Raw genomic sequence first — 26,627 nt, forward strand, 5'->3', positions numbered from 1 at the left:
CTTCCCTGATTAAAAACTTAGAACGACACCGTCGGCGCTGCTTGAATCTCGGCGCTGTCTTCGAACTCTAACAGGGAAGCATCTTCACCATGCCCAAACAGGCCGGCTACCGCCACCGGGGGAAAACTTTGCCGATAGGTGTTGTATTGCATCACCGCGTCATTGAATGCCTGTCGTGCAAAGGCCACCTTGTTTTCAGTGCTGGTGAGCTCTTCTGACAATTGCTGCATGTTTTCTGAGGCTTTCAAATCCGGATAGGCCTCCATCACCACGTTGAGACGCCCCATCGCCTGCGAAAGCGCACCCTCAGCACCTCCCAGGTCAGCAATGGCCTTAGCGCTGCCAGGGTTTTCAGAGGCAGCCTTAAGCCCGGATACTGCGGTATTACGGGCTTCAGTTACCGCCTGCAACGTTTCCCGCTCGTGGCTTAGGTAACCCTTGGCGGTCTCTACGAGGTTAGGAATCAGGTCGTGGCGTCGCTTGAGTTGCACTTCAATTTGAGCAAAGGCGTTCTCAAAGCGGTTTTTCAGCGAAACAAGTCGGTTATAGATACCGATGACGTAAAACGCGATAACGGCAAGTATCGCGACGATGATGATAAGAGTAATCGCCATGGTCTTTCCTTGTAGTAGGCTGTTGGGAATAAGAAAAAGAGTACCATCTAAGCGGTTTCCGTGTATTAGCGTAGGCATTTATGAAGCCGAACTAACCCCACAGCGTTGCCAAAAACTGCCCATTCCCGACAGGGACTGTGCAGGCAGTGACATGCGCATCTCCCGATACCAGCGCTATAAAGGGCCTCATCTCGTCAGCGTGGGAAGTAGCGTTATCGACCACGAGAAGACCTCCCTTTTTCAGTACACGCTTGATGGTTGGCCACCAGCGCTCATACTCAGAGCGTTTGGAATCTAGGAAAATCAAATCAGCGTTGGCGTCTAGCATGCTGTCAAGCAGGCCGCCCGCCTCCCCGCGAAGTTGGGTAATAGCATCAGAAAGCCCTGAACGCTCAAAATTTTTGGCCGCCAATTCAAGCTTGAACTCGGATTGTTCAATCGTCGTGACGTGCCCGCCTACCTTTTGCGCCGCTTGCGCCAGCCATAAGGTGGAATACCCGTTGGAGGTGCCAATCTCCAGCACACGTTGCGCATTGGTTGCTTGGATTAGCACCGCAAGAAACTCCCCGGTATCGCGGGTAATATTTAGCATTCGCCGTGGGCGGTCGGCGATGGCGGCATCGTTTTCCTGACCAAATTGCTCTAATTCTGCTAACAGCGCCTGTAATGACTCGTCCAAACCACCCTCCTTTCACCCAGTTCTTGGCAAATAGTCAACGGTATTACCAGGTCTCTTCAGAGCCCGGCGGCCCCACATCAATCTGCATATCAGGGGCAATATCCACCACCCCTTTGACCCTTTTCAGCCGCTCAGCCGTGATCTCATCTGCCGACCCGGTAATACACCCGATTTCCTCGAGGATCTCCTTAACGGTCAACCCCTCCTCACTAAGGCGTGTGGCGATGTCATTGATCGATTGATCGTTAGAAATCGTAATTATCCATAGCGCTATTTTCGGCATCGATCATCCTCTCTTAGGGCGCTTGTACCAATCCGGCACCGATGCGGGATTCACGCGATGGCAGCGCTTGCACCGACGCCACCAACTGTTGCCACAGCTTCATCCCGCGCAGTGACGAGTCAGACTGCGCCCAAAGAGCCGCGCAGCCTGCCACGTGAGGCGCTGCCATACTGGTGCCGCTAATCGTTTTATGACGACTCGGCCGTGGCCAGGAAGAAAAAATATCCCGCCCCGGCGCGGCAATCTCGATTTTGCCATGGTTGGAAAAACGGGAAGGCTTCAGGTTCTCATCGAGAGACGCCACGGACATAACGGTAGGCGAGTTGGCGGGCGAGCCAGTGCGTGCAGAGGCATTGCCTGCGGCGGCGATAATCAGGCAGCCATTACGCAGCGCCGCCTCGCCAGCATGGGTGTAGGCGGCCTGTACCGGGCTCTGACTGCCGAGCGACATTGAGATCACTTCGCAGCGCTGGGCAATCGCCCAGTTCAAGCCTGCAAGTACGCCCGCCCCTGTGCTGCTGCCGGAGTTGGTCAATACCTTGCCAACGAATACCTGCGCCTCATACGCAATACCATAACGCTGGGTGTTTCCATCGGGCACCTTTGGGCCGCAGGCGGTGCCGATACAGTGCGTTCCGTGTCCATTGATATCCTGAACCGGCTCCCCGACGAATGAGCGCGTAACGAACTCCCGGTCAGCGAAATCCGGGTGGCCAAGATCCATCCCGGTATCAAGCACAGCCACCTTAATACCTGCGCCAGTGCAGCTACTTTGCGGCACCTTGCACTGGGCCAACCCCCACGTCACCTCCATCTCTTCTGCTACACGCGCTTCGTCGCTTTCGTCATGATCAAGATCAACCCCGAGATCGCGAGCGATGACACTCGCTGCCCGCAGAAAGCCCCGCAGGTACTCCGAGTTTTTAGAGTCATAGTTCTTAGAATCAGAGCTGTCTGAAAACGCAAAATACTCAGGCTCGATAATTTCTATCGGGCCTTCCGCGGAGATCTCATCAAAAACACTCATGCCATGCTGCTGTAGGGCATCACCACCAACGAGCGCGACGCCAAGCTCCGGGAATACCATCGCCTCGGCATCCCCGGCGTCTTCCAGGCTGACCGCCTGATCGGCAAAGTCACGGGCATCGGCCACCCGAAAGTTTTGTGCCTTCAGCGCCTTGACGCCCTCTTCCACTCGCCCTTCGCGGTAGCTGATCAGGAAGCGCCCCGTTTCGAGGCAACTGCCGCCACGCTCCATTGCCGCCAGCAGGAGTTTCTCGGTGCTGCAGGAAACCGAGTTGAGTGACTCACTCAGACCCGAAGATGCACCGCTGCCGCTACCTTTCGGTTTTTTAGCCATCGTCGACCTCCTTTTCATTTGGCTTTAAAACGTTGCTGTTCAGGCGCTTAGCCATAAAACTTCACATAGCTATACAGACACCCGGTCATTTCAGCTTAACGCAGCTAATGAACTTCGCCAGATGAGTGTCTGGCCATGCAGGCGTTAAGCTAAATGCAAAGCAATACTGGTCGTCCAGCCAGCTAACTAAAGGTAGGCAACGGGGTACTTGCGACTATTGATGAGATACGGGTTCAATACGCTCCTCATCGCGCAGCGTGAGCACTTCGAAGCCAGAGGATGTGACCGCAACCGTATGCTCCCACTGAGCAGACAATTTCTTGTCGCTGGTCACTACCGTCCATCCATCCTTCTTGGTTTTAATCTTGGCCTTTCCCTGGTTAATCATGGGTTCGATGGTAAACACCATGCCTTCTTTTAAAACCAACCCTTTGCCTCTCTGCCCATAATGCAGCACCTGAGGCTCTTCATGCATTTCCCGGCCAATGCCGTGGCCGCAATACTCCCGGACAATGGAATAACCGTGCTTTTCAGCATGGTGCTGGATCGCATGGCCGACATCGCCCAGTGTTGCGCCTGGCCTAACCGCTTGTATGCCTTTCCATAGGGCCTCGTAGGTTTTATCGACCAAGCGCTTTGCATAGGGTTTTACATCGCCGATAAGGTACATCTTGCTGGAATCGGCAATAAATCCGCCCTTCTCAAGGGTAATGTCGACATTGACGATATCGCCTGACTTAAGCGTTTGCTTTTCCGATGGTATGCCGTGACAAACCACATGGTTGACTGACGCATTCAGCACAAATTGATAATCGTATTGTCCCTTGCTCGCCGGGCGTGCCTGCAAATCATCCACGATATAGCGTTCGGCCCAATGATTGATATCCATGGTGGATACGCCGGGCACTATGTGCTTGTCCAGATAGCTGAAAACCAAAGCGAGTAGGCGCCCGGCTTCACGCATTACACGCAGTTCCTGTTCACTTTTCAGGATCACACTAGGCACCGACAACCTTCCTTACATCCACATCGGCTTGTTTCATTTGCTCGCGCATAATCTCAGAGAACGTCATGGTTGGGTTGGCCTCGGCGAGCATGCCTATTTTGATCCAATACTCGGCTTGCGCATTGATAGAGCGCACCATGACGGCGCTCGCTTTGCGAATATCTTCATGCAACTGATCATTGATCTTAACGATACCCATGACACCACCCAATATATGAAGTGAATATATTATATATACGAATCGTATATTGGCTATCTTCTGCTGGCAAGGCTATGAGGCAACGTTGACCAGTGGCACAAACGCAAGGATCTCCTCGCGCAGTTTCTGCTTTGGCTGTTCTAGCGAAGCGCGCCATTGGCTGCACTCCTGCTTCTGCTGCGAGTCATTATCGGAACTGGCGCAGAAAGCATCCAACCAGGCTTGGCGAGTACACAAATCTTGAAAGTCACCGAGCAGGCGCTGGCGATGCTTCAATTCAGATAGAAAGGGTTTGGGCGTCTCCGGATTCAGGTCGGCAAGATAGCGGATGCGCTTTAAACCTTTACGAAGCTCATGCAAGGCAGTATCAGAGGCGTCGGACGAGAGTGCCGCCAGATCGTCATCATGGCGGGCGATACGTTTATCCAGTACTGCTTTGATACGCTTTGGCGTGAGCTTAGACAGCGCCTTCTTAACCTCATCGGAGGCAATAAACGCCTGCCAGTTCTGCAACTGCTCGGCATATTCAGGTGCTCTCAACAGCTGGCATACCGCGTTATGCTGCTCCGCACGGCAAGCCTGAAGCCATTGTTGAAGGTCCTTACGAGTATTGGCGGAAAGCGGCGGTGAGAGATTGCCCAGATCCTCCAAAAACACGTCCAGATCGCGAAGGTCACTGGTCGCCCGGGCACGGTGCTTGAGCGCCTTGAGCTGCTTCTTGAGCCCCGGCACCTTGGTAACGGAACGCAGGGATTCGCCCACCGCCCGGCTGCGACGCAGGTTTACCCGGTACTGGTGCAGAAACTCGGGATCCTCCCCCGCGATGACCCCGGGCTCCAGCGCCTTGATCATCCAGCACTGGTGCGCAAGCATGGCGCGGGTTCGTGTCGCCATATCGTTTTTAGGGTCAGGCGACTTGGGCGCCCGACGCTTGAACAGCGGATAACTCGCGGCTTCCGGGCTAAGGCTCCCCACCAGCGTCGCGCCGCCCTGCTCCATGGCCGACCAGGGCGTTTGCGGCAGCGTGAAATGCAGCACGCTGGCGGTGGACAGCTTCGTCGGCGAGGCTTTATCGAGCCAACGGGCAAGCTCCACCAGCGCCGGATTATGGCCGATTATCAATACCCGCTCGGCTCCCTCCGGCAGCGCCTTCAGCCAGGCCAGCAGTGCGTCGCCCTCAAAGGTGTAAAGGGCTTCATCGAAGTGCACTTGGTTCGCCATGGGGCGGTCAGGCAGCCGCCCGGCAATTTCGTCGAACGTCGCCCGTGTGCGCGCCGACGTGCTGACGTAAACCTCGCCTTCCAACGCTTGCCAGCGCTGCAGCACCGGCGCCATCGCCGCGGCCTGGCGTTTTCCTCGCTTGCGCAAAGGCCTTTGGTGGTCGGCCATATCGCCGCTGGGCTGTTTGGCCTTGGCGTGGCGCATCACGAATAGGTGGCGCATGTCTTGACTCCCTATCGCGACTTGATAAAGGTAGTCTAGTACACACCCTAGCGCGGACGAACACGCCGATGGGGCCGCACCACCCACCAGCTCGCCAGCACCAAGCCACCAAACACGCTGTAACCCACCACAAACACCCATTCCGGCGCGCTGTAGTAAAGCAGGCTGTGTAGCCAATGCTGAATAAACGACCCGGTATAAGTAGCCGCGCCCGCTTCGGCTCTAAGCGCCATTTCCCAGGTGGTCAGCGGGCAGACGGCGCCCAACCAGGATTGCATCACCACATAACCAATGGCACATAGATGAACGATACGGAACACTCTATTGCGCACCCAACGCCATTTCAGAAAATACCCTGCGAATACGGCGAACAGGCCGAGCACAACGAAGGCCACAAACAGCACGTGAATAATTAACATGGCGTCGGCTAAAAGCAGCAATAGCCACTGTTCGGACATCATCATTCACCTCGGCGTGGCTTATCTGTCTGCAAAGCTTGCCCACTGACGTTTCAAGCCCGTAACGGCAGCGCTGCGCCAATGGCCATGAACACTCCCCCGCAAACGCGATTAAACCCTCGCCCGGCCCGTTCTAACCAATGCCGAATACGGCTAGCGGCGCTTGCCAGAATGAACTCTGCCAAAAATTCCGTCATCACAAAGGTCGCCGCCATAATGACAAACTGGTGCACTAGGCTGTTTTGCGGGTCAAGGAATTGCGGTAAGAAGGCGCTAAAGAACAGCAACACTTTGGGATTGGTAATCGACGCAAGCGCCCCCTGGCGAAAAAGCGACCAACCACTGGTCACCATTTCGTCAGGATGCGCTGTCGTGGAAATTGGCGGTGAGCGCCATACCTGAATGCCAAGCCAAACGAGATACGCGCCCCCTACCCACTTCAGAATGGAAAGCCACATAACCGACGACTTGATCAGTGCCCCAATACCAAACATGCAAAGGGCGATAACGATGACAAAGCCTATTGCGCCGCCTGAAATAGTAAACAGCGTCTTGCGACTTCCGTGAAGCACCCCATGCGTCAGCGCGAGAAGCCCATTGGGACCTGGCGACAGCGACAAGCCGACACAGCTGACGAGATAGATAAACCACATATCGAACTGCATTGAATCTCTCCTGGATGCCCGCTGACACGCGCCCACAAAATACCAGCGACCGCTGCCTGCTATGGGGCAATCCTTACACAACTAGCCGATGAAATGCACTTTTCGACAGCGCGGCTGCGACTGGCTTATGCGTCGCTCGTTGTGTTCCTGTGCATCTCGGGAGAGCGTACACTCTCTACAAACCGGTTTACCGGAGAGCTCCACCAGCTGGCCTCAGGGTTCTGAGCCAAACCACAGAGGATGGCACTATGGCTCAATCAAAGCGGTTCACCCTGGACAGGCTGCGCTTTGCTTTCAGTCGGCTGAACGAGCGTCTGTGGGTCAAGCCACTGATGCTTTGCGTGCTTTCTATTGGTGGCACCTTCATCGCCATGCTCGCTGACGATATGGGGCTATCTAGTGTGCTGCCCGATATCACCCTGGAGTCTGTCGAATCGCTACTGACCATCATGGCGTCCAGCATGCTGGTGATTGCGACATTTGCGGTGGGGTCCATGGTGGCCGCCTACGCCTCTGCCAGCACCGGGGCCACTCCCCGCTCCATACCGCTGGTTATCGCCGATGACGTCACCCAGAACGCATTGTCTGCGTTTATTGGCGCCTTCATTTTCAGTATTGTGTCCCTTATAACCCTCAAGAACGACATGTTTGACGCTGCAGGCCGGTTTGCCATCTTCGCTCTGACGCTTTTGGTGTTTGCCATTGTCATCATCACGTTCGTTCGCTGGGTGGACAGAATCGCCCGGCTGGGCAAAGTGTTGAATACCCGACGTCACCCCCTGATTGAGTAGCGCTACACTTTAGAGTCCGATCCTATGGGTAAGGAGATTGGACATGAAGAAGCGTTTCAGCGAAGAACAGATCATTGGCTTCTTGGCCGAAGCCGAAGCGGGACTGCCCATCAAAGAGCTATGCCGTCGGCACGGTTTCTCAGAAGCCAGTTACTATCTATGGCGGAGCAAGTTTGGCGGCATGAGCGTCCCCGATGCCAAGCGACTCAAAGAACTCGAAGCCGAAAATGGACGCTTGAAAAAGCTGCTCGCGGAGTCGCTACTGGAGATGGAGGTCACTCGCGAGGCGCTGAGAAAAAAGTGGTGAGCGCCCCGGCACGCCGAGACGTGGTGCGCTTTATGGTGTCACGTGGCCTGAGTGAGCGCAGAGCGCTCCGTGTCATTCGTATGAGTGCCAGTGCATTGCGCTACCAGCCAGCCCCTGACCGCAATGAGACATTGCGTGAACGCATTGTTGCCTTGGCACACCGGCATCGTCGCTATGGCGCTGGCATGATCTACCTGAAGCTGCGTCAGGCCGGAGAGCCGGTCAATCACAAGCGTGTTGAGCGTCTGTATGCGGAAGCTCGCTTGCAGGTGAAGCGTCGCAAGCGCAAGAAGGTTCCCATGTCTGAGCGAAAGCCACTTGGTCGCCCTGGGGGTGCCAATCAGGTCTGGTCAATGGATTTTGTGTTTGACCGGACGGCAGACGGACGAGTGATAAAGAGCCTCACGGTTGTCGATGACGCCACCCATGAAGCCGTGGCGATCGTGCCTGAACGTGCCATTAGCGGACTGTTTTTAACACGTATTCTGGATCACCTGGCCCTACAACGTGGCCGACCGAGCGCCATTCGTACGGATAATGGAAAGGAGTTCTGTGGGCGCGCCATGCTGTCATGGGCGCATCTACGTGGCGTTGCCCTGTTTTTAATCGAACCTGGAAAACCCAACCAAAACGCCTACATCGAATCGTTCAATGGGCGCTTTCGAGATGAATGCCTAAATGAGCATTGGTTCACCAGCCTTCAACACGCCCAGGTTGTCATCGAGGCATGGCGGCGGGAGTACAACGAAGAAAGACCGAAGAAGAGTCTTGGAGGGCTGACACCGTCAGCCTATGCCGAGCAACTGGTGGTAAAACACGATAAAGTTATTTCTGACTCTAAACCCGGGTGCTACTGAAGATGGGGTGACGTCGTACCATTGAGAAAGCGGAAAAAGCCGCAGGCGACGCACTGAACCGTCGCCGACATGCGCCTTCGCTCGGCGCTTTGACAGCTTCCCCGCATCAGGCTGCTCACAAGGGCGTCCATGTGTGTTCTTCAAAAGTGGGCTATGTCCAGCATATCGACCTGGAAACATTACAATCCTGCGCTGAAGCGCACGACTGCCGCGTGACGGTAGCGGCTCTGCCGGGCACCTTTGTGCATACGCACTTCCCGCTGCTTTCCATCGTGGGCGACACTCAACCAGGCACGACGCTTGAGACCGAGGCGTTCTCCAGCGCCTTCACGATTGGCTCAAGCCGTACCTTTGAAGATGATCCACGTTTCGGGCTTCTTGCGTTGTCCGAAATTGCCGACAAAGCGCTGTCGCCGGGCATCAATGATCCGGGAACCGCGATCAACGTCATTGGCACACTGGTGCGACTGTTTACACTTTGGCAGTCCCCCATTGATAAAGACGAATTACAGGCGATCACCTATGACCGTATATCAGTTCCAGAACTGGTGATCGACGATCTGTTTGACGATGCCTTTACAGCCATTGCCCGTGACGGCGCGGGTACGATTGAGGTTTCAATTCGATTGCAGAAAGCGCTGTGTGCGTTGGCCGCGGCAGATGACCAGGCGATGGCGACGGCCGCCAAAAAACATTCAAGGAGGGCACTGGCCCGTTCAGAAAGCGTCATGTCGCTTCAGGATGATATCGATGCGGTGCGCAAAACTGCTGAGTTTTCGGCTGTGTAAAAGCAGAACAACAGTTTATCCGTGTTATCGGATGTGCCATAAAAAAATCTACACAACCGCTATTCCATAACGGAATCTTTATCGCTGCTCATAGCTTTGTTTGTCTCCTACGCGGGCCACAGAGCAAAGATATAAGCTCCGTAAAGAAAGAGAAGCAAACCACCCTCAAGTCGATGAAGAAGCCGCCCCGTATAGAGTAAGGGAATTAGTATGACTGTGAACACAATCATTGTCGCATAATCCAGTGTCGATATACCTGCCGCGCTTAACGGTGAGATAAGCGATGATAGACCCAGTATCCCAAGAATATTGAATATATTTGAACCAACAATATTGCCTATCGCGATATCGGGTTGCTTACGGAAAGCAGCAACAATAGAGGTAGCCAATTCCGGCATGCTGGTGCCTGCAGCCACAATAGTTAGCCCAATAACTGCATCACTTACCCCGAAGTCCTTGGCCAAGTTGATGGAATGCTCCACCAGCAGACTAGACCCAATCACCAGCACTGCAAGACCGCCTAAGATGAATAAAATATCTACTATCCAATGCCGCGAAACTACTGGTGTTAACGGATCGCTCGGGGTAGCAATAGTGGTTGTTTCTTTGCGAGCCAGGACAACATTCACCCAGGTGTACGCGACAATTCCCACGAATAGTAGTCCGCCCTCAAAACGACCTAGCGCCTGATCCAATAGGAAAAATACCAATATAAGGGCCACCCCGAGGGCAATGGGTGCGTCTATTTTAATGATTTTCCGATGAACAGGAATCGGACATACCAGAGCCGTTAGACCGAGAATAAAAGCGATATTAAAGATATTCGAACCCACTACGTTCCCAACTGCGATATCACCTTGCTGCGAAAGACCCGCTTTGACGCTTACGACCAATTCTGGCGAACTGGTACCAAACGCTACAACCGTCAGTCCCACTATCAAGGGGCTTAGCCCAGCTCGCAACGCCAGTGTAGTGCTTCCTCTGACAAGCCCCTCGGCACCAACGAAGAGCAGCACAAGTGAAAAGACAATAAATACATAGTCAGTGATCATCTTTTTACCTATCCGCTTGAACAAATATTATTTATGTATGCTCGACGACTACGAACAGTCATAACTTTATGCTGCACGCTAGCGGTCTAGTCACTAGAAACGTATAAATTTATTAAAATTCAGCGTAAAAATGCCAATCAGCGCTTGTGCTTCATGATACTGATAAAAAGGCTACTGTTGTTGATGCCATAGCCGATCAGCGTCAAGCAGCGACTTTTAACAACCTTAGCACAACGTAAGCATGATTTGAGTCATTCATTGACCTCTACTCGATGGAGTATCATGCAATAAACGGCTCTACTTGCATCGATCTATGGCACGCACACAATGCGTCGCACCAAAGCTTCGCTGATTTACAGCCGCACGATAAATTTGAGAGCGATGCAACTGCTCCTGGATCATACGAAGCTTGAAAGCCCTGTCAGATACCTTGGGATAGAGGTAGATGATGCTTTGGAAATGGCAGAGCAGACGGAAGTTTGATGTCGTCAAATAACAGTCTAAACGAGGCTGCCTTTATTCGGCCAAGAGCGAAGTTCAGCCTGCTGGATAACTATTGCCAATCCCTCAACCTATTCCACTCCCTTGTGGCACATTACCACCCGGTTCCTACCGCCACGCTTACCATCGTAAAGCATCTGATCCGCTCGCGTGATTAGGGATTCGAGGTCGACTTCCTCAGCGTTTGCTACAGCGATACCGATAGTTACGCTTGGGCATAGCACCCCCATTTCTTCCTTTAACGGCAGCTCTGCCACCTCCTTTTTCAAGCGCTCCGCCACAACCTGAGCGTCATCAGGGCCGGTATTCGGAAGGGCCACCACAAATTCTTCACCTCCGAAACGCCCTATCACATCCGTGGGGCGGAGCGATTGCGCACAAACCTCCGCAATCTTGGCTAAAACCCAGTCGCCGTGACTGTGGCCCCAGGTATCGTTGATTCTCTTAAAATGGTCCACATCGATCATGAAAAACCCAAACGGCACCTTTTCCAATTGTGATCGCTGTAATAGCGCTTCGGCCAGGCTCATGAAATGGCCGCGATTATTAAGCCCCGTCAGCGCATCCCGCTCGGCGACCACCCGAAGCTGCTCTTCCAGCGATCTCCGATGCGCGATTTCCTTGTGAAGTTGGTGGTTTTGATCACGCTCTTCATGAAGCAATGCATACTGCTTGCGCTGCAGGCTTTCCAATCGCAGCAAGGCACAGAACCCCACTACATTGGTCATAATCAATAACAGCGCTATGCGAACCGTCCCTACTGATCCAATCTGCGCAAACAGCACGGCAGCGATCATAAAACCAATATTCAAATAGAGGCTGGCAAACGTTACGACGGTCAGCAGATTGGGAATCAGAAGATAGAATGCGATGGTGGCGACCACAACCGCTGTTACCTGAGTAGGGAGGCTCTCAGGGCGCAAAGGAACAATCAAAATGATACCCGTCGCCAGTATCCATAGCGGCAAAGCGTGCAACCAGACTCGGTATGTGCGCCCTTCCCAGCGCCTAATCGCAAAGGCCACCAGAAGGCACATGCTCACCACCACAATGCGCATGGCCAGCAGCAGATAAAACTCCCGGGTGAGGCCCAGCAAGTAATAGTCTGAAATCGCAAACATGCCAAAAACTAATGCCGCGATGCTCAAGGCAAGGCTGTACTCAAACCTCACGCTTTCCAGGATAGACCGGCGATACATCAACTCGCTGCCGACATCGCAAAACTGGCCCGTTAGCCAATGCACCTGATACCGCTTATCTTGTAACGACAAAGCCACAAACTCCCTGAGTAACGCGGCAATTTCTTATTGTTCAGCAAGCAGCAAGGGCCGCCAATCTGATTGGCTCGCTGGAGTAACAATGTAGGTGATCATACGCGCCTAATTTCTACATACGATACACTGCAAAAGCCGAATGCGCGTGGGCCAGTTTTGCACATTTTACCCACCGGTCAATGATGCGCGCTACTATCCTTTGGCACTGATGAGAGTGCTTTTTTGGGGCGCGATTTTACGGTGATAGTACAGAAAGCTAGCGGCCAGAAGCGGGCTTTTAGACGACACTGATATAACGCCAGTTATAAGCGGCCGAGTGAATGAGGTCCGGCACACGTAGTGCGCGGGCTTCATGGTTTTTATACTCATTGAGCTCAATTTTCTGCACCTTATTGAGCTTTAGGAAATGCTCTAACATCATATTGTGCCCCGATGCCGATAATTGAACTTTCCGGTATTTTTTTGGGTTTAGCTTCTTTCCGGAACTTCACGTCGATGAGTGCGCGAACGGGTAGAGAATCTGGTGAGTTAAACGACATCCCGCCCCATTGGAGCCGGAATGCCGTTATGTTACATCATTCGGTTTCCAGCGCGTCTATAGGCTCTTCAAAAGCGATAAACAATACACAGTCTTCGTCGGAACGACAGTGCGTGACATGAGCCAGTTTGGGCGGGCCATAAGCGTAAGTACCCGGTCTCAGAATCACCGGCTCCTGCCCGTCGTAATCTACCTCCATTTCACCGGCGACCAACACCATACGCTCAGCGGAGTGATGCCAGTGATGGTCGGCAGTGGTTTTAGCGGGGAGCCGGAAGAAAACGTCGGCATTATGGTCTTCCGGATCGCCCTGCAGAACAGCCAGACCACAGCCTTCGGGCATAAATTCTGGACAGGGGCCCCATTGAAGCTCCTCGTCGTCAAGGTTCCATATAAAGGCCCGATCGTCAGCATACGATGGTATTGTGACCAGCAGTGGGCCAGCGAACAACAGGGAGAATAGAGCCCTCAGAATGGTTACTTTGGTCTGAATAAACATGATTTTTCTCCGTTTAGTTAGTTCCGATATGTGCGGTACATCGTCGACCGACACTTCAGCCTATATGTGAACGATTTCCTCCTTGAGCGAATAGGCAATACCCAGAACTTCGTTGCAGACCGGGCCGGAATATTCCATCTCGTTCATCGCCTGCATGATGTCGTCAATCACGGCCAGGTATTCGGCCGCGCTTACGTTCATCCCGGTGTGAGTTTCAATCATCGACCGACCGGTGTATTCCACGGGTCCGCCAGTACCGGCCGCAATGAACTCTTTGACTTTCTCACGCGCATGGTCAATTGCCTCTTCATCGAGCACCCAATATCGTGGACCGACAATGTCACTCTCGAGGTGAAGTTCGACGATCCGGTTTACGAGTTTGTCAATACCGTTGAGACCGCCGAGTCTGTCGAAAAGGGTGTCACTCATGTCAAGATACTCCCTGTTGAATAAGTTTTCGGTTAGATGCGCCTTGCACCTACGCATAAATGCGTGACAATCCTTGTTACAACCACAACAAGAGGGTTGAGCGATGACGGAAGGGGAACTGACGCGGATTCGGGCTGCCCTCGACGCTGGCGACTATGTGCAGGCCCAGAAGCTACTAACGAGACTGTCAGAACCACCATCAGCCGCGCCACCCACTGCCGAGCTTTTGGAGCTGCGGGCCCAAGCGGCTTACGGTGCCGGTGATCTGGAGGAAACGCTGGCAGCGTACGCTGAGCTCTACCACCTGCACCTTGAAAACGACCGCACCCGGGAAGCGGCATTCGCGGCAGTTATGGTGGGCATGTACCTGATGATGGACACGGGCCTGATGGCCACCGTGCGCGCCTGGCTGTCCCGGGCGGAATGCCTGGTGAAAGACGCGCCCGACAACCCGGTCTGGGCCTGGATCGCCGCGGTGCGGACCTACGAACGGTTGATGTGTGGCGACATGCCGGGGACTGGGCAATGGGCGCAACAGGCCATGGACGGAGGACAAAGGCACGGGCTGGCCGCACCCTCGATCATTGGACAGGTGGCCTTCGCCAGGGTCCGCATCCACGACGGCTACCTGGATGAAGGGCTGAGCGCGCTGGATGACGTTGCAGTGGAACTGAGCGCGGGCAACCTCGACCCCCTCACCTCGGGGCAGATGTGGTGCGAGCTTATCTGCGCGATGCAGTGGATCGGTCAGTACGACCGCGCCGAGGAATGGACCGAAGCCATGGAACGGTGGCGCCAAGGGGCAGCGTTTGGAGGCCTCCACGGCCGCTGCCGGGTTCACCGGGCGGAGATCATGCGCCTGAGGGGCCCGTGCGATGCCGCCGAGCAGGAGGCATTGCAGGCCTGCGAAGAGCTGCGCCCCTGGATGCGGCGGGAATTCGGTTGGCCATTGACCGAACTTGGCAACGCGCGGCTTCGCAAGGGCGATTTCGCGGGTGCTGAGGAGTCGTATCTGGCGGCCCACCAGAATGCCTGGCTCCCCCAACCGGGGCTTGCCTTGCTGCGGTTGGCCCAAGGACGAGTCGACGAAGCTTCTGCGATGATCGAAAGCGCGCTCGAGCACCCATTTGATATCCCGTCGAAGGAGCGCCCGCCTTCCGGAGGGTTGCAACGGGCCCCCTTGCGCGAGGCCCAGGTGGTCATAGCGCTGGCGGCTGGCGACGGCGACACGGCTCGCACTGCCGCAGCCGACCTTAAGGATATCGCCCGGACTTACCAGAGCCGCACATTACAAAACTCGGCGCTCGCCGCCCAGGGGCGGTTGGCGCTGCACGACGGGCAGAAATGCCAAGCGATTGAGCTTCTGAGCCAGGCCATGATGGAGTGGATCTCGCTGCGAATGCCGTTCGAAGCCGCGAATCTACGCGTCGAGCTCGCTTCGGCACACCGCGCGGCAGGTAACGACAGAACCGCCGATCTGGAACTCGACGCCGCTTGCCGAGCGCTGGAGGAGCTCAACGCCACGACCTGGGCAAAACTGGCTCGCGAACACCGGCCGGTGACACCCTCGCGGCAGGCTACGGAACCCGAGCATTGTGTTTTTTGCCGCGAAGGGGATATGCGAACGGTGACTTTCGGAGGCCCTACCGTCCGCTTGAAAGATCTCAAGGGCATGCGGTACCTGGAGCGCTTACTGGCGGAGCCCGGCCGGGAATTTCATGTCCTCGACCTGGTCGAGGTGGAACGTGGGGCGCTTCCCGTCGGCTTGTCCGCAGGTGGCGCACCCCGGATTGATGCCCAATGCGGACTGGAGGTGTTCGACTCCAAAGCTCGCGAGGCCTACCGGCAGCGCCTTGCCGAGACGGAAGAGGACATCGCGGAAGCCGAGGCGAACAACGATTTTCACCGAGCGCAACTCGCACGCGCCGATCGTGAATTTCTCGTCGACGAGCTGTGCCGCGGTGTCGGCCTGAACGGTCGGGCTCGTACCGTCGGTGACGGCGTAGAGCGCGCGCGCACCAGCGCCACCCGCTCGCTGCGCTACGCCCTCAATCGGATCACGCAACATCATTCAAGCCTCGGCGCGCACCTGGAGCGGACGCTACGCACCGGCACCTACTTCGTCTACCAGCCCGACCCTCGTGCGCCGGTGGACTGGAAAATCTGACAACTCCTGACCCTGCCTGGTTTCTGGGTCAGCGCTTATGCCAATAACGTTTTGGTTAACCGGCGCCTACACCGAACTTGCCCGGCTTTGCCGCCGTGTAGCTTTCTGGGGTAACGCCTTGCACCCGACTTCAAAACGATTGCCGATTTCCGCAAGTATACGGGTGTCTAGAATACTCGGAGCAATTCCCTATTAGCAGTAGCCATACAGTTGAATACGGCAACAGCCAACTGATTTATGAGTTTTCACACAGCCTCGGCCTTAAGCTCCCGTTTCATGTCTTCGGTGCTTCAGTGGCAACGTGCGAAGCGTTCCGGACCCGTTGAGTGGCACGAATGTAACCAGAAGCCAAGTTTTTACCATCTACATGGAGGTCACAAAAATTAACCGGCAAGCCCATGCCCTGGAACAAACTGGGTGAGTCTTGTAAATGAAAATGGAGGTGTGGCTCACTGCTATGGCCGCTGTGTCCACACTGACCAATGCGCTCTCCCCGCTTAACCTGGTCACCAGTGCGCACACAGATGCTGCCTTTAATTAGGTGGGCGTACAACGCAAATTCGCCTTCGGCATGCTGGATAATCACGTGGCTTCCAGCAAAATGCCGTGCTGTAAAATCACTAAATCCCCAACCGACAAACGGCGCGTCAGAAACGCGATTCTCGACGCCCACGACACGTCCATCGGCCGCTGCCAATATATCCTGACTATAACAATAATACTGTTCTAATCGCATACCGCTCCCCGAGTGGCGACAAAACGTTGGATCAGCTTTCACGAGGTCCAGAGCAAACCGTTGCCCCAGAAGCTCCCATGAATGCGAACTCTTCGGGCTATACCCTCCGTTGAAGACAAGCCATTCCCCATGAACGGGAAGGTGATATCTCGATTTGGTTTTATAGTTCACACCGCTTTCGCCGGTCCGCTTCTCTCTTTTCTCCAGTCGCGCATTGCCGATCATTTGGCGAATGATCTGCACCAGTTGAAATGGATTAAAAATGCTTAAGATGTTGGTGATCCAAAAGACGCACAAGAAAAGACATCCACCGAACGTAGGCCCCAATCGCCGAAACGGCCCCGATAGAGGCCAACTGGAACGGTCAGGTGCGGTGTCGTGTGGAAAAGAACGTTGCTTTCTAAATCGATGCTGCCACTGCAGAATCGCGTATAGAATTAGATAAATCGCGACCACCACAACACCGGCAACCTCCAGCGGGGAAAACAGCTGAATCGAGGTGACGACTACGAAGGTGAGTGCAAGTGCGATCAGTATGTTTTTCATTCTAGCATTTGGAGGCGTGATCTTACCCAGCGACATTGTCAACCTAAGCGGAGATTATGACGCCCTGTGCCGATTGTTGAAAAGCCTTTGACGTGAACTCGTGACTGCGCCGCACAATGCCAATTTGCAAATGAGGATGGGATGACGTCGAGGCGTGCTGATATTCCACTAACGACAAGGACGGGCAGCTTATCTTGCTAACGTCTACGCTTAACCTACAATGTGTTCCGCGCGCTAGCAGCCTGACCCGTACTCATTGGCGCGTTTTGATTACCACCAATGTGTGTTGTGAATATTGGCCCTCAAGCCGCCTGATCAACCGAGGCAGCCACACGCTCGTGACCAAGGGGCTCGACCTCAAGCGAGCAAGCAGGCATGGTAGGTATTATTATTCACCATGAGCGAACCAATAAGAGGTTACGTCAATGCCGCACTGTCTAAAGCAAAGCCTATGTATGATGGGACTATTATCGATCTTGATGTTGTCTCCCAACGCCTTCAGCCAACAAGAACCTGGGACGGCTTCCGATGATGATGTCACCACCGAGTCATTCCAGGACTGGGAGGTCCGTTGCCAGCGTAATGGCGAAGGCCCAAGCCCTTGTGCGATGGCGCAATTGATCACTCAACCTGACAGCGACCAGCCCTTGATGCAAGTAATTCTCGACTACCCACCCGAGGCCGATGACCCTGTGATGAGCTTCTTCGTGCCGCTAGGGGTACGTCTAGCCCCGGGCATGCAAATGAGCGTGGATGACGGTGAGCCGATCCAGTTCCCCTATCAGGTCTGCCAGGAGCAAGGGTGCCGTGCCGACGCCCCCATTGAGTCGTCGATGTTGCAGGAACTCCGCAGTGGCACTACGGCAACCCTCAGCATGATTGGTCCACAGGGTGACCGCATGGACCTGGATATTTCGCTGGCCGGCTTTACCGACGCCAGTAATCGCATCGCTCCCTGAGCCTAGGGGCCTTTCCCGACAAAGCCGGCCCACAGGGGCCGGCAAGTCTACTCAGTCGTTATCAACACGAATCGCTACTACGAAATGCACCCGTTTATGACGTACCAATGGAAAAGCCACTTCAAGCGAGCAGCCCTACCAACAGACGCGACGCGTGCTTTTGCGATTGGCGCTTTATGGGGTAGCGCTTAGCAGTTCAGAAAAAGTGGCAGGTAGTAATTCATCGATATAGCTGTCGTTGAACTCGACTAGCCGCGCCAACGCTTCGGGGTCTGGCAACGTTACTTGGTGGCGGTCGCGGATCACGAGCCCCTCTTCGCGCAGCATCGAGAAGGTCCGACTCACGTGTACCGGGCTCATCCCCAGCGCGTCGCCGATCAACTCCTGAGTGAGCGGCATGAGAAAGCCATTGTCCTCCACGGCCCCAATCCGCTTGAGTCGCAGATAGATTTCGTAGAGAAAGTGAGCCAGCTGCTCGTGGGCGGTATACTTGCCGAGGTAGATCAGGCGCTCTGAAAGCAGCGCCTGCTGACGCATCGCGGTGGCCATGATGCCAACAGCCAGGTTTGAACGCCCAAAGAGTTCAAAAAGCTGCTGATAGGAAAACGGGTAGATCACACCTTCATTAATCATCGACGCACTTGCCAAGCGGCGGGTGAAGCCAAAATCGCGAATACCGATGATATCCCCGGGGAGGTAGAACTTGAGGATCTGCTTCGAACCATTTTTCAAGTTGCGATAGGAGTATGCCCAGCCATCCTTGACCACACAGAACAGATCAGCATCCCCATTTTCCAGCCATAGTACCTCGCTGGCTGACATGCGCCGAGGGCTAAGCTCAAGTCCCAGCAACAACGCCTTGTCTTCAGGAGACAAGGCACCTTGGCGACTAAGGCCCCGCATGACGACGGTATCGAGGAGAGCCACTCTATTACCTCTCAGGCAAATGATTTTTTCACATTATTCTAATACACATGCCTAGACTGCCCACTTAACATAGGTTATGGATAACCAGTATTATCAGTCAGTTGGGTGGGTTCTTGCTGGGCGCTGCGCGCCATGACTGGCGCACAACCAAGACGCCCCCGGATTTCCGGGGGCGTAGGTGTTGCTAGGTTCTCAATTTTCCGAGAGTGTTAGAAGCTCTCATTGAGGACCGCTTCCGGGAAGTGGCGACGCAACATCCGGTTCTGGAAGTCGTCCACGAAGCGGCTGTTGATGATGATGATGAACCGCTCGAAGGGAACCTCGCTGTCGAGCTGTTCGATCCCATCGACACTGTGGAATAGCCGGTCATCGCGCAGATGAAGGATATCACCCGGATCCAGGGTGATATCGACCAAGGGTTGCGTGCCGGCCTTGTCTGCGAAGAGGTGGTTTTCACCCCCCGCCACGTTTTCCCGATTGATGACCAGAATACTCAGGGCCTTGCAGCCATCGGCATGAATTCCCTGGCCCTGAAGGGGATCGATGTTGCCTTCTCCACGGACCCCGGTGATCTGCATCAGGATGGGTTCGTGCGCACCGATACTCCACAGCCTTGCCCAGGCGCGAACGAAGGCCTTCACATCGGGGCGTGCCATGAATTCCCGAGTCAGCGGATCATAGTACCGCAGGCGATCCGCCATGCTTTCCGCGTCGTTGAAGGCCCCTCCCTGGGCCATGGGGCATTGGCCCATATCCTCGACATCTCCCTGATCATTCAGGGCGAGCCATGACATCCGCTTCCATCGCTGGTTAACGTAGGGATCGCGCGGCAGGTCAGCGGTAAACCCCTGCCAGGCGGTCAGATCGATTCGATCCCGAATATCGGTTTTCGCCCAATCCTGATGCCTCAGCGCCTCGGTCACTCCCGGATGCCAATAATCGGCGAGTGAATCGGCAAGCATGGAGGTGAGGTCGAAACCGTGCTTGAGAGTATCGAGTTTCATGTTGGTATTCTCCTGTTAACTGGGCGGAATTGCCCGGTGTTGCCGGTGTAAACACCGCGGTCAACAGGATTAAAATGAAAAGATTTGCAACGATATGTCAAAGAAATGTACTAAAAAAGAGTGATTTTTTTAAAAACAGGATCAGACCGTTGATAACGTATATATGTAGGTTCTCCTGCAAATAGGTGTAGGATAATCACAACAAAGTTGCCTATTGTTGCCATTATGATGGCTCTTGACAGTGTGTTTTCTTTAAGTGAATCCCATGACTGCCAGCGATTCCCGACATCACAGAGATTCGGAACGCCTGAAGAAGAACCGCAGGAAGTTTTCCGCTGCGCTCGCGTTGGAGGTGTCAAAGACACCTCCAACTGATGGCATCGATTCGCATGATGCCAGCAGGGAAGAAGTCGCGTTAGTACGCCGCCAGTATCTGGAGAGTGAACAGCGATTCCGCGCCCTGCTGGAGAGTCTGCCAAAGGTGGCGGTTCAGGGGTATGATCGCGATCGGCGAGTGATTTACTGGAATGAGGGTAGCACTCGTCTCTATGGCTATACCGCTGAGGAAGCCCAGGGACAGTTACTGGAAGATCTGATCATTCCTGCCTTCATGCGTGACGAGATGATCCAGGCGCATAGAGCCTGGATCAATGAAGGCATCGATATACCCGCCGATGAACTCGAGCTCAAGCATAAAACGGGTGAACTGGTATCGGTCTTTTCGCAGCATCTGATGCTCAATGAGCATACCGACGCACCCTTGATGTTCTGCGTGGATGTCGATCTTTCCGACCAAAAGCGCGCCCACCGTGACCTGGAATTCGCCACCCGTTTCGACAGGCTCACCCATCTCCCTAACCGCCAGACCTTCGAGGTCGACCTGGACAGTCTGTTGGATTCCTGTCGGCGCCAGGGCAATGGCCTGGCAACCATCTACCTGGACCTCGATCACTTCGTCGAGATCAATGATGCCCTTGGCTATGATCAGGGCGATCGCCTGCTCATTGAGCTGACGCGGCGGCTGAGAGAGTGCCAGCGAATCACTGACCTGGTGTCCCGTGTTTCTAGCGATGAATTCGTACTGGCCTTTCCCGGCGTCCACTTGGCCCCCGATGTCAGACGGGTCGTTCGTCATGTCCAGAATGTCTTCCGGGAACCTTTCGTCCTGGATGGCCGGGAGCGTCACGTCACGGCCAGCCTGGGGGTGGCGCTCTTTCCCGAGAATGGTGAATCGTCACGCGAATTGATCCGTAATGCCGATGTTGCCAAGAATCGTGCCAAGCTGGAGGGCCGGGGTGCTGTACGTTTCTTCGAACAGAAGCTCCATGATGAGCTGGTTCGCCAGCACTATCTCTCGGCGCGACTCGAGGAAGCCCTGGATAACGGTGAATTCTCCCTCCACTACCAGCCCCAGGTCTCGGCGGCCAGTGGGCGAATAGAGAATCTCGAGGCCTTGCTACGCTGGCAGCCTGCCGAGGGCCCGCCGATCTCGCCTGGCGAGTTTATCCCGCTGGCCGAGCGCTCCGGTGTGATCCATCGGCTGGGCGACTGGGTCATCGAAGAGGCTTGCCGCCAGCAGGTGGAATGGCGCGCCAAGGGATTTCATGAGCACCGCATCGACATCAATGTCTCGGGTCGTCAACTGGTGCGCCCCGATGCCCTGAAGAGCTTCGAGGACACGCTGCAGCGTCACGGCTTAGGCCCGCGGGATATCGGCATCGAATTGACCGAGAATGTCCTGATCGAAGCCGACGAGCCCCTCCTCGAGGACCTGCGGCGCCTCTATCATCGCGGTATTCGCATTGCGATCGACGACTTCGGGACCGGTTATTCTTCCCTGAGCTATCTCAAGCACTTTCCAGTCACCGCTCTGAAGATCGATCGCTCCTTCATCCATGACGCTCCCACCCAGCCCAAGGATAGGGCCATCATGGAGGGAGCCATCTTCATCGGTCATCGGTTGGGGTTGGAGGTAGTGGCCGAGGGCGTCGAGAACGCCGAACAGTTGTCATTGCTTCGCGAAATGCATTGCGACCTCATCCAGGGGTTCTTCTTCTACCGTCCGATGCCTGCCAAGGAAATCGACCGCCTGCTGGGCGGTTTCGTGCCTGGTCACGAGGGGCTGTCGAGCTGAGCCTCGTCGTGATTTGACGTACAACCCCCGGGGTTGCCATACCCTGGAGACCTTGCCCTCTTCATCGGCCCGTCCAGTTCGAAATTACCGAGCAGACTCTCATCGCTATTATCGGCTAGATATAGCTGGCTCAGCTCCGAAGCGAAGACCTCCTGTTTCCCAGCCGAATCAATAGCGCAAAGCATCTTTCAACGCGCCAATATGCCCGTATTGTGAAAGGCTGGGTCACCGCAATAGGTCTAGATGCGTCGCACAAAAGCTCGTTGATATACCGTCGCACGAAAAACCTGAAGACAGTGCAACTGCCCCTGGGTAACACAAAGCTGGAAAGCACTGTCAGGTATCTAGGGATAGAGGTAGATGACGCGTTGGAAATCGCAGAACAGACTGAAGTTTGATGCGGATGAACGACGGCCTATTCGGGCCGTCGTTGTCCGGCCAAGAGCGGTCTTTTAGATGTCACTGATGTTATGCTTTAACGCCTAAGCAGAGGCGCCAGCTCCGCTAGCGTCCTGCTGCCTTGATTTGTTATGTGCTTTCAATTCGTCGATGAAAGATTCCCATAACTCAACACACTCCCTTGCCAACTCCAGTGCATCAAGAATTTCTGTGTTGCTCACAATAGTATATTTACACTTCATGACTTCACCACCTCCACTGTCAGTAAGCCAAGTCGATGTACGCCTTTCTCTCCCCGAAATATGCGGTTGGCGTTCAGTGCGCATGGAGCGTGTGAGCTTGCAGTGCTTGGAACCATTGGCCAAGTCGGCACACACCTTCAGAGCTTTATGCTGATCAATATACAGATCAACTTGCTTTGCAGTTATGCCCAATGTGTTCAGGTAAATAATCCAGTCCCTGATGTGATAGCAATGAATGAAGAAAGAAACAACATCGTCATCATACGCATCCTTATCATGGCCTGTGGAGGAGAAAACGCCCTCATAAAACCCCTCGACACGCGATAGATATCTCTTCGCTCTTTCAAATTGTTCCAATGCTGAACTCCCTGAGCACATAACGCGAAGCTTTGCGGCAATTTTGGAGCCGCGCAGCGGTGGAAAAATTGTCCGGCAACAGCGGCTGGTTAAATTGTTACCGCTCACCCTTCAGCTCGTGCCATACCCGAAGAATGATGATGGCACTGACATGTACTGAATAACGGACAACGTGCTTCCCAAAAACCATGTCGCGGATCGAATCAGGTAGCGGTGCAATTTCAACCGGTATCCCCATTTTGGGGAAGTCTGGTAACAATTCGATTTCGCCTACCAGCTCTGCGGCTATCCTGGCTGCCGCTGAGGGATTATAGACTGCGATGAACTCCCTGAGGCGCTTCAAATCTTCAATGGCGTCATCCGTGTAAACCAGTTTCACTTACCTGACCTCGGTGCATCCTGCTCGTTTTCGGTTCCCCAGCTATTGAGCCAACGATGTACCTCGCTGGCATCAACTACTTTCCCTTGGGCGGCTGACTCCATTGCCTCTAGCGTTTGCTTCCAACGCTCTTGCTCAAGCTGTTGTTTTTCGATGTATTCCGAAAGCGCTTGGTTAATCACCCAGCCTTTGCTCCGGTGGAGCCTGCTGGCGATTGCCTCCAGGTGCTGTTCAACTTCTGCCTGAAGGCGAACTGTAGTGACACTCATGGCCGTACCCTCGGATTAGGTGACTACAATGTATTACACCATAGTCGGCGAGGGGGGCTGCAAAAATTTAACGCCAATATTCAGCAGCGGCCTTTGCGCAGCGAAGCGGAGAAAAGGCTGTCAGGTGGAGGCCCGCCAGGGCCGTAACGAACTGGAATGACTGGTTAAATGTGTTCACCTGGCGGCGATGCCACAATGGACGCACACCAATCTGGTCTTATAGAGCTTTCGAATGAACCACAACCCCAGAGCCCAAACGACCATAGTGATTAAATCGCTGGCTCCACTCTTGGCGTAGAAAATCATAAATAGAATGCAGCCAATGAAATAAGACAGGTGGGACAAAGCAACAACGGCATTTCTGAGATTAAGCGGTAATACCCATCGAGTTGCCCCGTTACAATTGTGGCAAAGGTATGGGCTATTTTCTTCAGCTTTCCCTAGAAGCACTGATTAACCTCTTTGCTACATTTAACGCTGAAATAAGCGGCGGCCCTTGAGGGGCGTCCGGTGGAGGCCGTAGGCCGGAACGAACTTAATTGACTGGTTAAAAGTCTCCATCGCTGCCTCCTGTTGAGTCCGCGCCGCCCGAATGGGTTGTTTCATCTCTGTTTTCTTGGACGGATGATAAAACTGCACCAAGGAAAATGTAGTTCAATAATGGAACGCCCGGTTTCTTACGCTGGCACACGAAATCATCACCGAGTGCCGCAACGGTAATACCAGGTCCAATTAGCGGAACTAGCCATACGAACAGATAGATGGTTCGCTTCTGACCAACCTCAAGTAAGTCTGATCGCGAAACATGGTACGTCACGAATGCTGCTGAGTAGATGATGAGCACCGCTAGGGTGAATAGTAGAGTGAGGCCGAACTTTTCCATAGTTATCCCTAACTTTTAACGCCGCTCAGCACGCGCGGTTACGGAATGGAGACGTAGCCGCACGTGACTGGCATGGTTAAGTAGCGGTTGCACGCTGCCACCTTTTTGCTTGTTTTAGTGACCGATGACGCAGAGCTTGAGTGTCGTTTTTTGACGCTGATATTTTCAGCAGTTGGTCACAAATTTCAGCATCTATTGGGAAACCTGATTCGATCCAAGTCACTGCCTTGTCTGCCCAGTGTCGCGAATCAAAGTCTAAGGCGTACGCAACCATATTCAAAAGGTTTGTTCCGCTTATCTTCGTACCTTTGATTTCCTCAATCACTTGCGGATATGCATACTCAAGCAAAGCCAACAACGCAATTAGCCTTCCAGCTTCAGCCCAGCGATGCTCAATTTCTTCGATGGTTGCCATAGCTACTTAACGCCCGGCTTAGCGGCGCACGAGGCAAACGCGTAGTGCGTCCGGGCCGCGCTTTTTGCGGCCGAACTACAGCCGATTGTTAAGCGATGCACGATTTAACAAACATCCCCCCGAAACGAGTTATTTCAACACCCCCTTTGTCTATGTGGACGCTGCTGCCCTCTTCTTTCATAACTTCCTCAATAACTGTTCGAATTTCCGGGTGATTTTGAATCTCTTCATAGATCGTATCGTCTGCCAGATGGGAGTGCTTTATTACGACCACTAGACCCATTCGCTCGAGATTTTCTATTGAAGGCATTGATCGCCATGGTTCTTCGAAGCCTGCATAATGGCCCAGAAGAGAAACGTTTCTGCTAATGTACTTCAGTCCTTTTGACCCTTCTTTGCTGATCGCAATGTCTATTACTGGTACAGGGGACCGTTTTCGAAGCTCCTTCAGAAGCCGTGCATCCAAGCTATTCATCGATCTAATAAGATCGACGAAAGACGGATGAACGTCATCTTTCTTGTCAGCGTTTACCGAGTTGGCAAGTAGCTCAGCGAACATCTCGCGCAGACTTTCTTCCTGAGCAGTGTACTTTAAGGCTTCTATTGCCGGACCTGCGACGTGTGGGTTGGGAGTTACGATCTTTTCCGGCGAGACCCCAATCAACTTCTCTGATACACGCTCGTTCATCCATACTGCTATTTGCTCAGCCCCCCATACAAGGCCCCTGATGGGCAACAGGGCGGCGTTTACAGCTTGCCCTACTGTTGTGAGTGCTTTGCCAGCCTCGTCAACTGCTCCCTTCATTCCAGACTGATAGGTGTGCGAGCTTTCTATCTTGTCTATGTTTTCGATAAATGTTTTTGGATCAGTCATGGTAATCCTCAGACCGCTTAACGCCCGCAGCACGCGCGGCTTTGTAGTGAAGGCGAAGCCACAACGAAAAAGCCGTCGCTGTGCCTGCGATTGTTAAGTCACTCACTTTTTGAGTCCGGCAAATGAATGTGGTTATGTATTTCAACCTTCAGGTTCTTATTGTTGCCGGATATCTCCACGCCGTTAATTTTGATATTTTTTTCTTTCTTACTTCTCTTTATGCGATCGTATAGCCAAGACGAAAATAGGCTTAGCGCGATGGTGCTACCCGAGCTAATAACGAATGTGGCGACCTGATTGGCTGCGGCCATCAATTCAGGATCTGCACCATCAAAAGTGGCGATTCTACGCCCAATATTCAGCCCATCTATATCCAGTGATTGCAAATCTTTCGCCAACTCAACATCCTCTGTCCTTATTTCGATTCGGCTCATAAAGGTTACTTCCTAAACTTAACAGGTATTAGACTGCCTATATTATGATTGAATGAACGCACTGGCACTTTTTCCCGACAAATACAGCCTGCCAGATTCTCCCAAGCCTATGACCCTTAAAACTATAAATTTCCATTAGGCTGTATAACCAAAATTCGC

The 26,627-nt window shown here is 53.9% G+C and carries 29 protein-coding genes; 6 read left to right on the forward strand and 23 right to left on the reverse strand.

Going from position 1 to position 26,627, the window contains the following annotated elements; genetic code table 11:
* Nucleotides 1-17: 17 nt before the first annotated feature.
* The 9 genes from GA0071314_RS10460 to GA0071314_RS10500 all read right to left on the reverse strand — a co-directional run bounded on the left by GA0071314_RS10460 (nucleotide 18) and on the right by GA0071314_RS10500 (nucleotide 6,707).
* Nucleotides 18-614, reverse strand: a complete 597-nt coding sequence (locus GA0071314_RS10460) for a LemA family protein (protein WP_074396585.1) — start codon at nucleotides 612-614, stop codon at nucleotides 18-20.
* Between the two features lie 91 nt (nucleotides 615-705).
* The gene (locus GA0071314_RS10465; protein WP_074396586.1) at nucleotides 706-1,293 is read right to left on the reverse strand and encodes an O-methyltransferase; all 588 of its coding nucleotides are present in this window, start codon (nucleotides 1,291-1,293) and stop codon (nucleotides 706-708) included.
* Nucleotides 1,294-1,336: 43 nt separating this feature from the next.
* Nucleotides 1,337-1,576 carry a hypothetical protein gene (locus GA0071314_RS10470; RefSeq protein WP_074396587.1) on the reverse strand — a complete coding sequence of 80 codons (240 nt, stop codon included), beginning with the start codon at nucleotides 1,574-1,576 and terminating at the stop codon, nucleotides 1,337-1,339.
* 13 nt (nucleotides 1,577-1,589) lie between these two features.
* Complete coding sequence (locus GA0071314_RS10475) at nucleotides 1,590-2,936, reverse strand: S8 family serine peptidase (RefSeq protein ID WP_074396588.1); 1,347 nt, start codon at nucleotides 2,934-2,936, stop codon at nucleotides 1,590-1,592.
* Between the two features lie 214 nt (nucleotides 2,937-3,150).
* Entirely contained in the window at nucleotides 3,151-3,942 is a 792-nt protein-coding gene (map, locus tag GA0071314_RS10480; protein ID WP_074396589.1) for a type I methionyl aminopeptidase, read from the reverse strand.
* The gene (locus GA0071314_RS10485) at nucleotides 3,935-4,141 is read right to left on the reverse strand and encodes a ParD-like family protein (protein ID WP_027335531.1); all 207 of its coding nucleotides are present in this window, start codon (nucleotides 4,139-4,141) and stop codon (nucleotides 3,935-3,937) included. Before GA0071314_RS10485 ends, map begins: the two co-directional genes overlap by 8 nt.
* A gap of 72 nt (nucleotides 4,142-4,213) precedes the next feature.
* A complete protein-coding gene (locus GA0071314_RS10490; protein WP_074396590.1) occupies nucleotides 4,214-5,584 on the reverse strand; it encodes a CHAD domain-containing protein in 1,371 nt (456 codons plus the stop codon).
* A gap of 47 nt (nucleotides 5,585-5,631) precedes the next feature.
* Nucleotides 5,632-6,048 (reverse strand): DUF2784 domain-containing protein, encoded by a 417-nt coding sequence (locus tag GA0071314_RS10495; RefSeq protein WP_442905883.1) that lies wholly within the window; start codon nucleotides 6,046-6,048, stop codon nucleotides 5,632-5,634.
* Between the two features lie 47 nt (nucleotides 6,049-6,095).
* Nucleotides 6,096-6,707: a LysE family translocator gene (locus GA0071314_RS10500; protein ID WP_074396592.1), complete on the reverse strand. Its 612-nt coding sequence runs from the start codon at nucleotides 6,705-6,707 to the stop codon at nucleotides 6,096-6,098.
* 248 nt (nucleotides 6,708-6,955) lie between these two features.
* Here GA0071314_RS10500 and GA0071314_RS10505 point away from each other — a divergent pair, with 248 nt between their 5' ends.
* The 3 genes from GA0071314_RS10505 (at nucleotide 6,956) to GA0071314_RS10515 (ending at nucleotide 9,450) form a co-directional block, all read left to right on the forward strand.
* Complete coding sequence (locus GA0071314_RS10505) at nucleotides 6,956-7,498, forward strand: DUF2254 family protein (RefSeq protein ID WP_082934241.1); 543 nt, start codon at nucleotides 6,956-6,958, stop codon at nucleotides 7,496-7,498.
* A 43-nt stretch (nucleotides 7,499-7,541) separates the two neighbouring features.
* Nucleotides 7,542-8,662 (forward strand): IS3 family transposase gene (locus tag GA0071314_RS10510; protein ID WP_156524109.1). Its coding sequence is split into 2 segments (ribosomal slippage): nucleotides 7,542-7,800 and nucleotides 7,800-8,662, totalling 1,122 coding nucleotides; the frame shifts between segments, so codons are not numbered across the junction.
* A gap of 20 nt (nucleotides 8,663-8,682) precedes the next feature.
* Complete coding sequence (locus GA0071314_RS10515; protein WP_082934242.1) at nucleotides 8,683-9,450, forward strand: DUF2254 domain-containing protein; 768 nt, start codon at nucleotides 8,683-8,685, stop codon at nucleotides 9,448-9,450.
* Nucleotides 9,451-9,557: 107 nt separating this feature from the next.
* Here GA0071314_RS10515 and GA0071314_RS10520 read toward each other — a convergent pair whose 3' ends face one another.
* The 4 genes from GA0071314_RS10520 to GA0071314_RS10540 all read right to left on the reverse strand — a co-directional run bounded on the left by GA0071314_RS10520 (nucleotide 9,558) and on the right by GA0071314_RS10540 (nucleotide 13,743).
* Nucleotides 9,558-10,502 (reverse strand): calcium/sodium antiporter, encoded by a 945-nt coding sequence (locus GA0071314_RS10520; RefSeq protein ID WP_074396595.1) that lies wholly within the window; start codon nucleotides 10,500-10,502, stop codon nucleotides 9,558-9,560.
* Between the two features lie 572 nt (nucleotides 10,503-11,074).
* Nucleotides 11,075-12,274: a GGDEF domain-containing protein gene (locus tag GA0071314_RS10530; protein WP_074396596.1), complete on the reverse strand. Its 1,200-nt coding sequence runs from the start codon at nucleotides 12,272-12,274 to the stop codon at nucleotides 11,075-11,077.
* 578 nt (nucleotides 12,275-12,852) lie between these two features.
* Nucleotides 12,853-13,314: a DUF4437 domain-containing protein gene (locus GA0071314_RS10535; protein ID WP_082934243.1), complete on the reverse strand. Its 462-nt coding sequence runs from the start codon at nucleotides 13,312-13,314 to the stop codon at nucleotides 12,853-12,855.
* A gap of 60 nt (nucleotides 13,315-13,374) precedes the next feature.
* Nucleotides 13,375-13,743 carry a truncated hemoglobin gene (locus GA0071314_RS10540; RefSeq protein ID WP_074398505.1) on the reverse strand — a complete coding sequence of 123 codons (369 nt, stop codon included), beginning with the start codon at nucleotides 13,741-13,743 and terminating at the stop codon, nucleotides 13,375-13,377.
* Between the two features lie 103 nt (nucleotides 13,744-13,846).
* On the opposite strand from GA0071314_RS10540, the gene GA0071314_RS10545 reads away from it, so the two are divergent.
* Nucleotides 13,847-15,910, forward strand: a complete 2,064-nt coding sequence (locus GA0071314_RS10545; protein WP_074396597.1) for a tetratricopeptide repeat protein — start codon at nucleotides 13,847-13,849, stop codon at nucleotides 15,908-15,910.
* A gap of 274 nt (nucleotides 15,911-16,184) precedes the next feature.
* On the opposite strand, the gene GA0071314_RS10550 is transcribed toward GA0071314_RS10545, so the two are convergent.
* Nucleotides 16,185-17,228: a M23 family metallopeptidase gene (locus tag GA0071314_RS10550; protein ID WP_074396598.1), complete on the reverse strand. Its 1,044-nt coding sequence runs from the start codon at nucleotides 17,226-17,228 to the stop codon at nucleotides 16,185-16,187.
* A gap of 419 nt (nucleotides 17,229-17,647) precedes the next feature.
* On the opposite strand from GA0071314_RS10550, the gene GA0071314_RS10555 reads away from it, so the two are divergent.
* Nucleotides 17,648-18,151, forward strand: a complete 504-nt coding sequence (locus tag GA0071314_RS10555) for an invasion associated locus B family protein (RefSeq protein ID WP_331710449.1) — start codon at nucleotides 17,648-17,650, stop codon at nucleotides 18,149-18,151.
* A 174-nt stretch (nucleotides 18,152-18,325) separates the two neighbouring features.
* Here GA0071314_RS10555 and GA0071314_RS10560 read toward each other — a convergent pair whose 3' ends face one another.
* On the reverse strand, nucleotides 18,326-19,078 hold the full coding sequence (locus GA0071314_RS10560) for a Crp/Fnr family transcriptional regulator (RefSeq protein WP_082934244.1): 753 nt from the start codon (nucleotides 19,076-19,078) through the stop codon (nucleotides 18,326-18,328).
* 209 nt (nucleotides 19,079-19,287) lie between these two features.
* Nucleotides 19,288-20,082, reverse strand: a complete 795-nt coding sequence (locus GA0071314_RS10565; RefSeq protein ID WP_074396601.1) for a 2OG-Fe dioxygenase family protein — start codon at nucleotides 20,080-20,082, stop codon at nucleotides 19,288-19,290.
* Between the two features lie 265 nt (nucleotides 20,083-20,347).
* On the opposite strand from GA0071314_RS10565, the gene GA0071314_RS10570 reads away from it, so the two are divergent.
* The gene (locus tag GA0071314_RS10570) at nucleotides 20,348-22,216 is read left to right on the forward strand and encodes a putative bifunctional diguanylate cyclase/phosphodiesterase (RefSeq protein WP_442905884.1); all 1,869 of its coding nucleotides are present in this window, start codon (nucleotides 20,348-20,350) and stop codon (nucleotides 22,214-22,216) included.
* A 482-nt stretch (nucleotides 22,217-22,698) separates the two neighbouring features.
* Here the strand turns inward: GA0071314_RS10570 and GA0071314_RS10580 are convergent, their stop codons facing one another.
* The 7 genes from GA0071314_RS10580 to GA0071314_RS10610 form a co-directional block, all read right to left on the reverse strand.
* Nucleotides 22,699-23,214, reverse strand: coding sequence for a hypothetical protein (locus GA0071314_RS10580; protein ID WP_074396602.1), 516 nt, complete (start codon nucleotides 23,212-23,214; stop codon nucleotides 22,699-22,701).
* A 97-nt stretch (nucleotides 23,215-23,311) separates the two neighbouring features.
* A complete protein-coding gene (locus GA0071314_RS10585) occupies nucleotides 23,312-23,593 on the reverse strand; it encodes a type II toxin-antitoxin system RelE/ParE family toxin (RefSeq protein WP_074396603.1) in 282 nt (93 codons plus the stop codon).
* Nucleotides 23,590-23,862 carry a CopG family ribbon-helix-helix protein gene (locus GA0071314_RS10590; protein ID WP_074396604.1) on the reverse strand — a complete coding sequence of 91 codons (273 nt, stop codon included), beginning with the start codon at nucleotides 23,860-23,862 and terminating at the stop codon, nucleotides 23,590-23,592. The genes GA0071314_RS10585 and GA0071314_RS10590 overlap by 4 nt, the downstream gene beginning before the upstream one ends.
* Before the next feature lie 547 nt (nucleotides 23,863-24,409).
* Nucleotides 24,410-24,745 (reverse strand): hypothetical protein, encoded by a 336-nt coding sequence (locus tag GA0071314_RS10595; protein WP_074396605.1) that lies wholly within the window; start codon nucleotides 24,743-24,745, stop codon nucleotides 24,410-24,412.
* Between the two features lie 76 nt (nucleotides 24,746-24,821).
* Nucleotides 24,822-25,160 (reverse strand): hypothetical protein, encoded by a 339-nt coding sequence (locus tag GA0071314_RS10600; RefSeq protein WP_074396606.1) that lies wholly within the window; start codon nucleotides 25,158-25,160, stop codon nucleotides 24,822-24,824.
* A gap of 88 nt (nucleotides 25,161-25,248) precedes the next feature.
* Nucleotides 25,249-26,034 (reverse strand): DUF4393 domain-containing protein, encoded by a 786-nt coding sequence (locus tag GA0071314_RS10605; protein ID WP_074396607.1) that lies wholly within the window; start codon nucleotides 26,032-26,034, stop codon nucleotides 25,249-25,251.
* Nucleotides 26,035-26,132: 98 nt separating this feature from the next.
* Nucleotides 26,133-26,468, reverse strand: a complete 336-nt coding sequence (locus GA0071314_RS10610; protein WP_074396608.1) for a hypothetical protein — start codon at nucleotides 26,466-26,468, stop codon at nucleotides 26,133-26,135.
* Nucleotides 26,469-26,627 lie beyond the last annotated feature (159 nt).

The sequence above is a fragment of the Halomonas sp. HL-93 genome (assembly GCF_900086985.1).
GTDB lineage: Bacteria > Pseudomonadota > Gammaproteobacteria > Pseudomonadales > Halomonadaceae > Vreelandella.

Bases quoted from the DNA above. Each gene is read 5' to 3' on its own strand.
- GA0071314_RS10535 (WP_082934243.1), bottom strand. From the start codon at position 13,314: ATGTTTATTCAGACCAAAGTAACCATTCTGAGGGCTCTATTCTCCCTG.
- GA0071314_RS10600 (WP_074396606.1), bottom strand. From the start codon at position 25,160: ATGGCAACCATCGAAGAAATTGAGCATCGCTGGGCTGAAGCTGGAAGG.
- GA0071314_RS10550 (WP_074396598.1), bottom strand. From the start codon at position 17,228: ATGTCGCTGGGTAAGATCACGCCTCCAAATGCTAGAATGAAAAACATA.
- GA0071314_RS10520 (WP_074396595.1), bottom strand. From the start codon at position 10,502: ATGATCACTGACTATGTATTTATTGTCTTTTCACTTGTGCTGCTCTTC.
- GA0071314_RS10495 (WP_442905883.1), bottom strand. From the start codon at position 6,048: ATGATGATGTCCGAACAGTGGCTATTGCTGCTTTTAGCCGACGCCATG.
- GA0071314_RS10485 (WP_027335531.1), bottom strand. From the start codon at position 4,141: ATGGGTATCGTTAAGATCAATGATCAGTTGCATGAAGATATTCGCAAA.
- GA0071314_RS10545 (WP_074396597.1), top strand. From the start codon at position 13,847: ATGACGGAAGGGGAACTGACGCGGATTCGGGCTGCCCTCGACGCTGGC.
- GA0071314_RS10470 (WP_074396587.1), bottom strand. From the start codon at position 1,576: ATGCCGAAAATAGCGCTATGGATAATTACGATTTCTAACGATCAATCG.
- GA0071314_RS10475 (WP_074396588.1), bottom strand. From the start codon at position 2,936: ATGGCTAAAAAACCGAAAGGTAGCGGCAGCGGTGCATCTTCGGGTCTG.
- GA0071314_RS10490 (WP_074396590.1), bottom strand. From the start codon at position 5,584: ATGCGCCACCTATTCGTGATGCGCCACGCCAAGGCCAAACAGCCCAGC.
- GA0071314_RS10460 (WP_074396585.1), bottom strand. From the start codon at position 614: ATGGCGATTACTCTTATCATCATCGTCGCGATACTTGCCGTTATCGCG.
- GA0071314_RS10565 (WP_074396601.1), bottom strand. From the start codon at position 20,082: ATGAAACTCGATACTCTCAAGCACGGTTTCGACCTCACCTCCATGCTT.
- GA0071314_RS10505 (WP_082934241.1), top strand. From the start codon at position 6,956: ATGGCTCAATCAAAGCGGTTCACCCTGGACAGGCTGCGCTTTGCTTTC.
- GA0071314_RS10610 (WP_074396608.1), bottom strand. From the start codon at position 26,468: ATGAGCCGAATCGAAATAAGGACAGAGGATGTTGAGTTGGCGAAAGAT.
- GA0071314_RS10555 (WP_331710449.1), top strand. From the start codon at position 17,648: ATGATGGGACTATTATCGATCTTGATGTTGTCTCCCAACGCCTTCAGC.
- GA0071314_RS10595 (WP_074396605.1), bottom strand. From the start codon at position 24,745: ATGGAAAAGTTCGGCCTCACTCTACTATTCACCCTAGCGGTGCTCATC.
- GA0071314_RS10590 (WP_074396604.1), bottom strand. From the start codon at position 23,862: ATGAGTGTCACTACAGTTCGCCTTCAGGCAGAAGTTGAACAGCACCTG.
- GA0071314_RS10605 (WP_074396607.1), bottom strand. From the start codon at position 26,034: ATGACTGATCCAAAAACATTTATCGAAAACATAGACAAGATAGAAAGC.
- GA0071314_RS10570 (WP_442905884.1), top strand. From the start codon at position 20,348: ATGACTGCCAGCGATTCCCGACATCACAGAGATTCGGAACGCCTGAAG.
- GA0071314_RS10500 (WP_074396592.1), bottom strand. From the start codon at position 6,707: ATGCAGTTCGATATGTGGTTTATCTATCTCGTCAGCTGTGTCGGCTTG.
- GA0071314_RS10540 (WP_074398505.1), bottom strand. From the start codon at position 13,743: ATGAGTGACACCCTTTTCGACAGACTCGGCGGTCTCAACGGTATTGAC.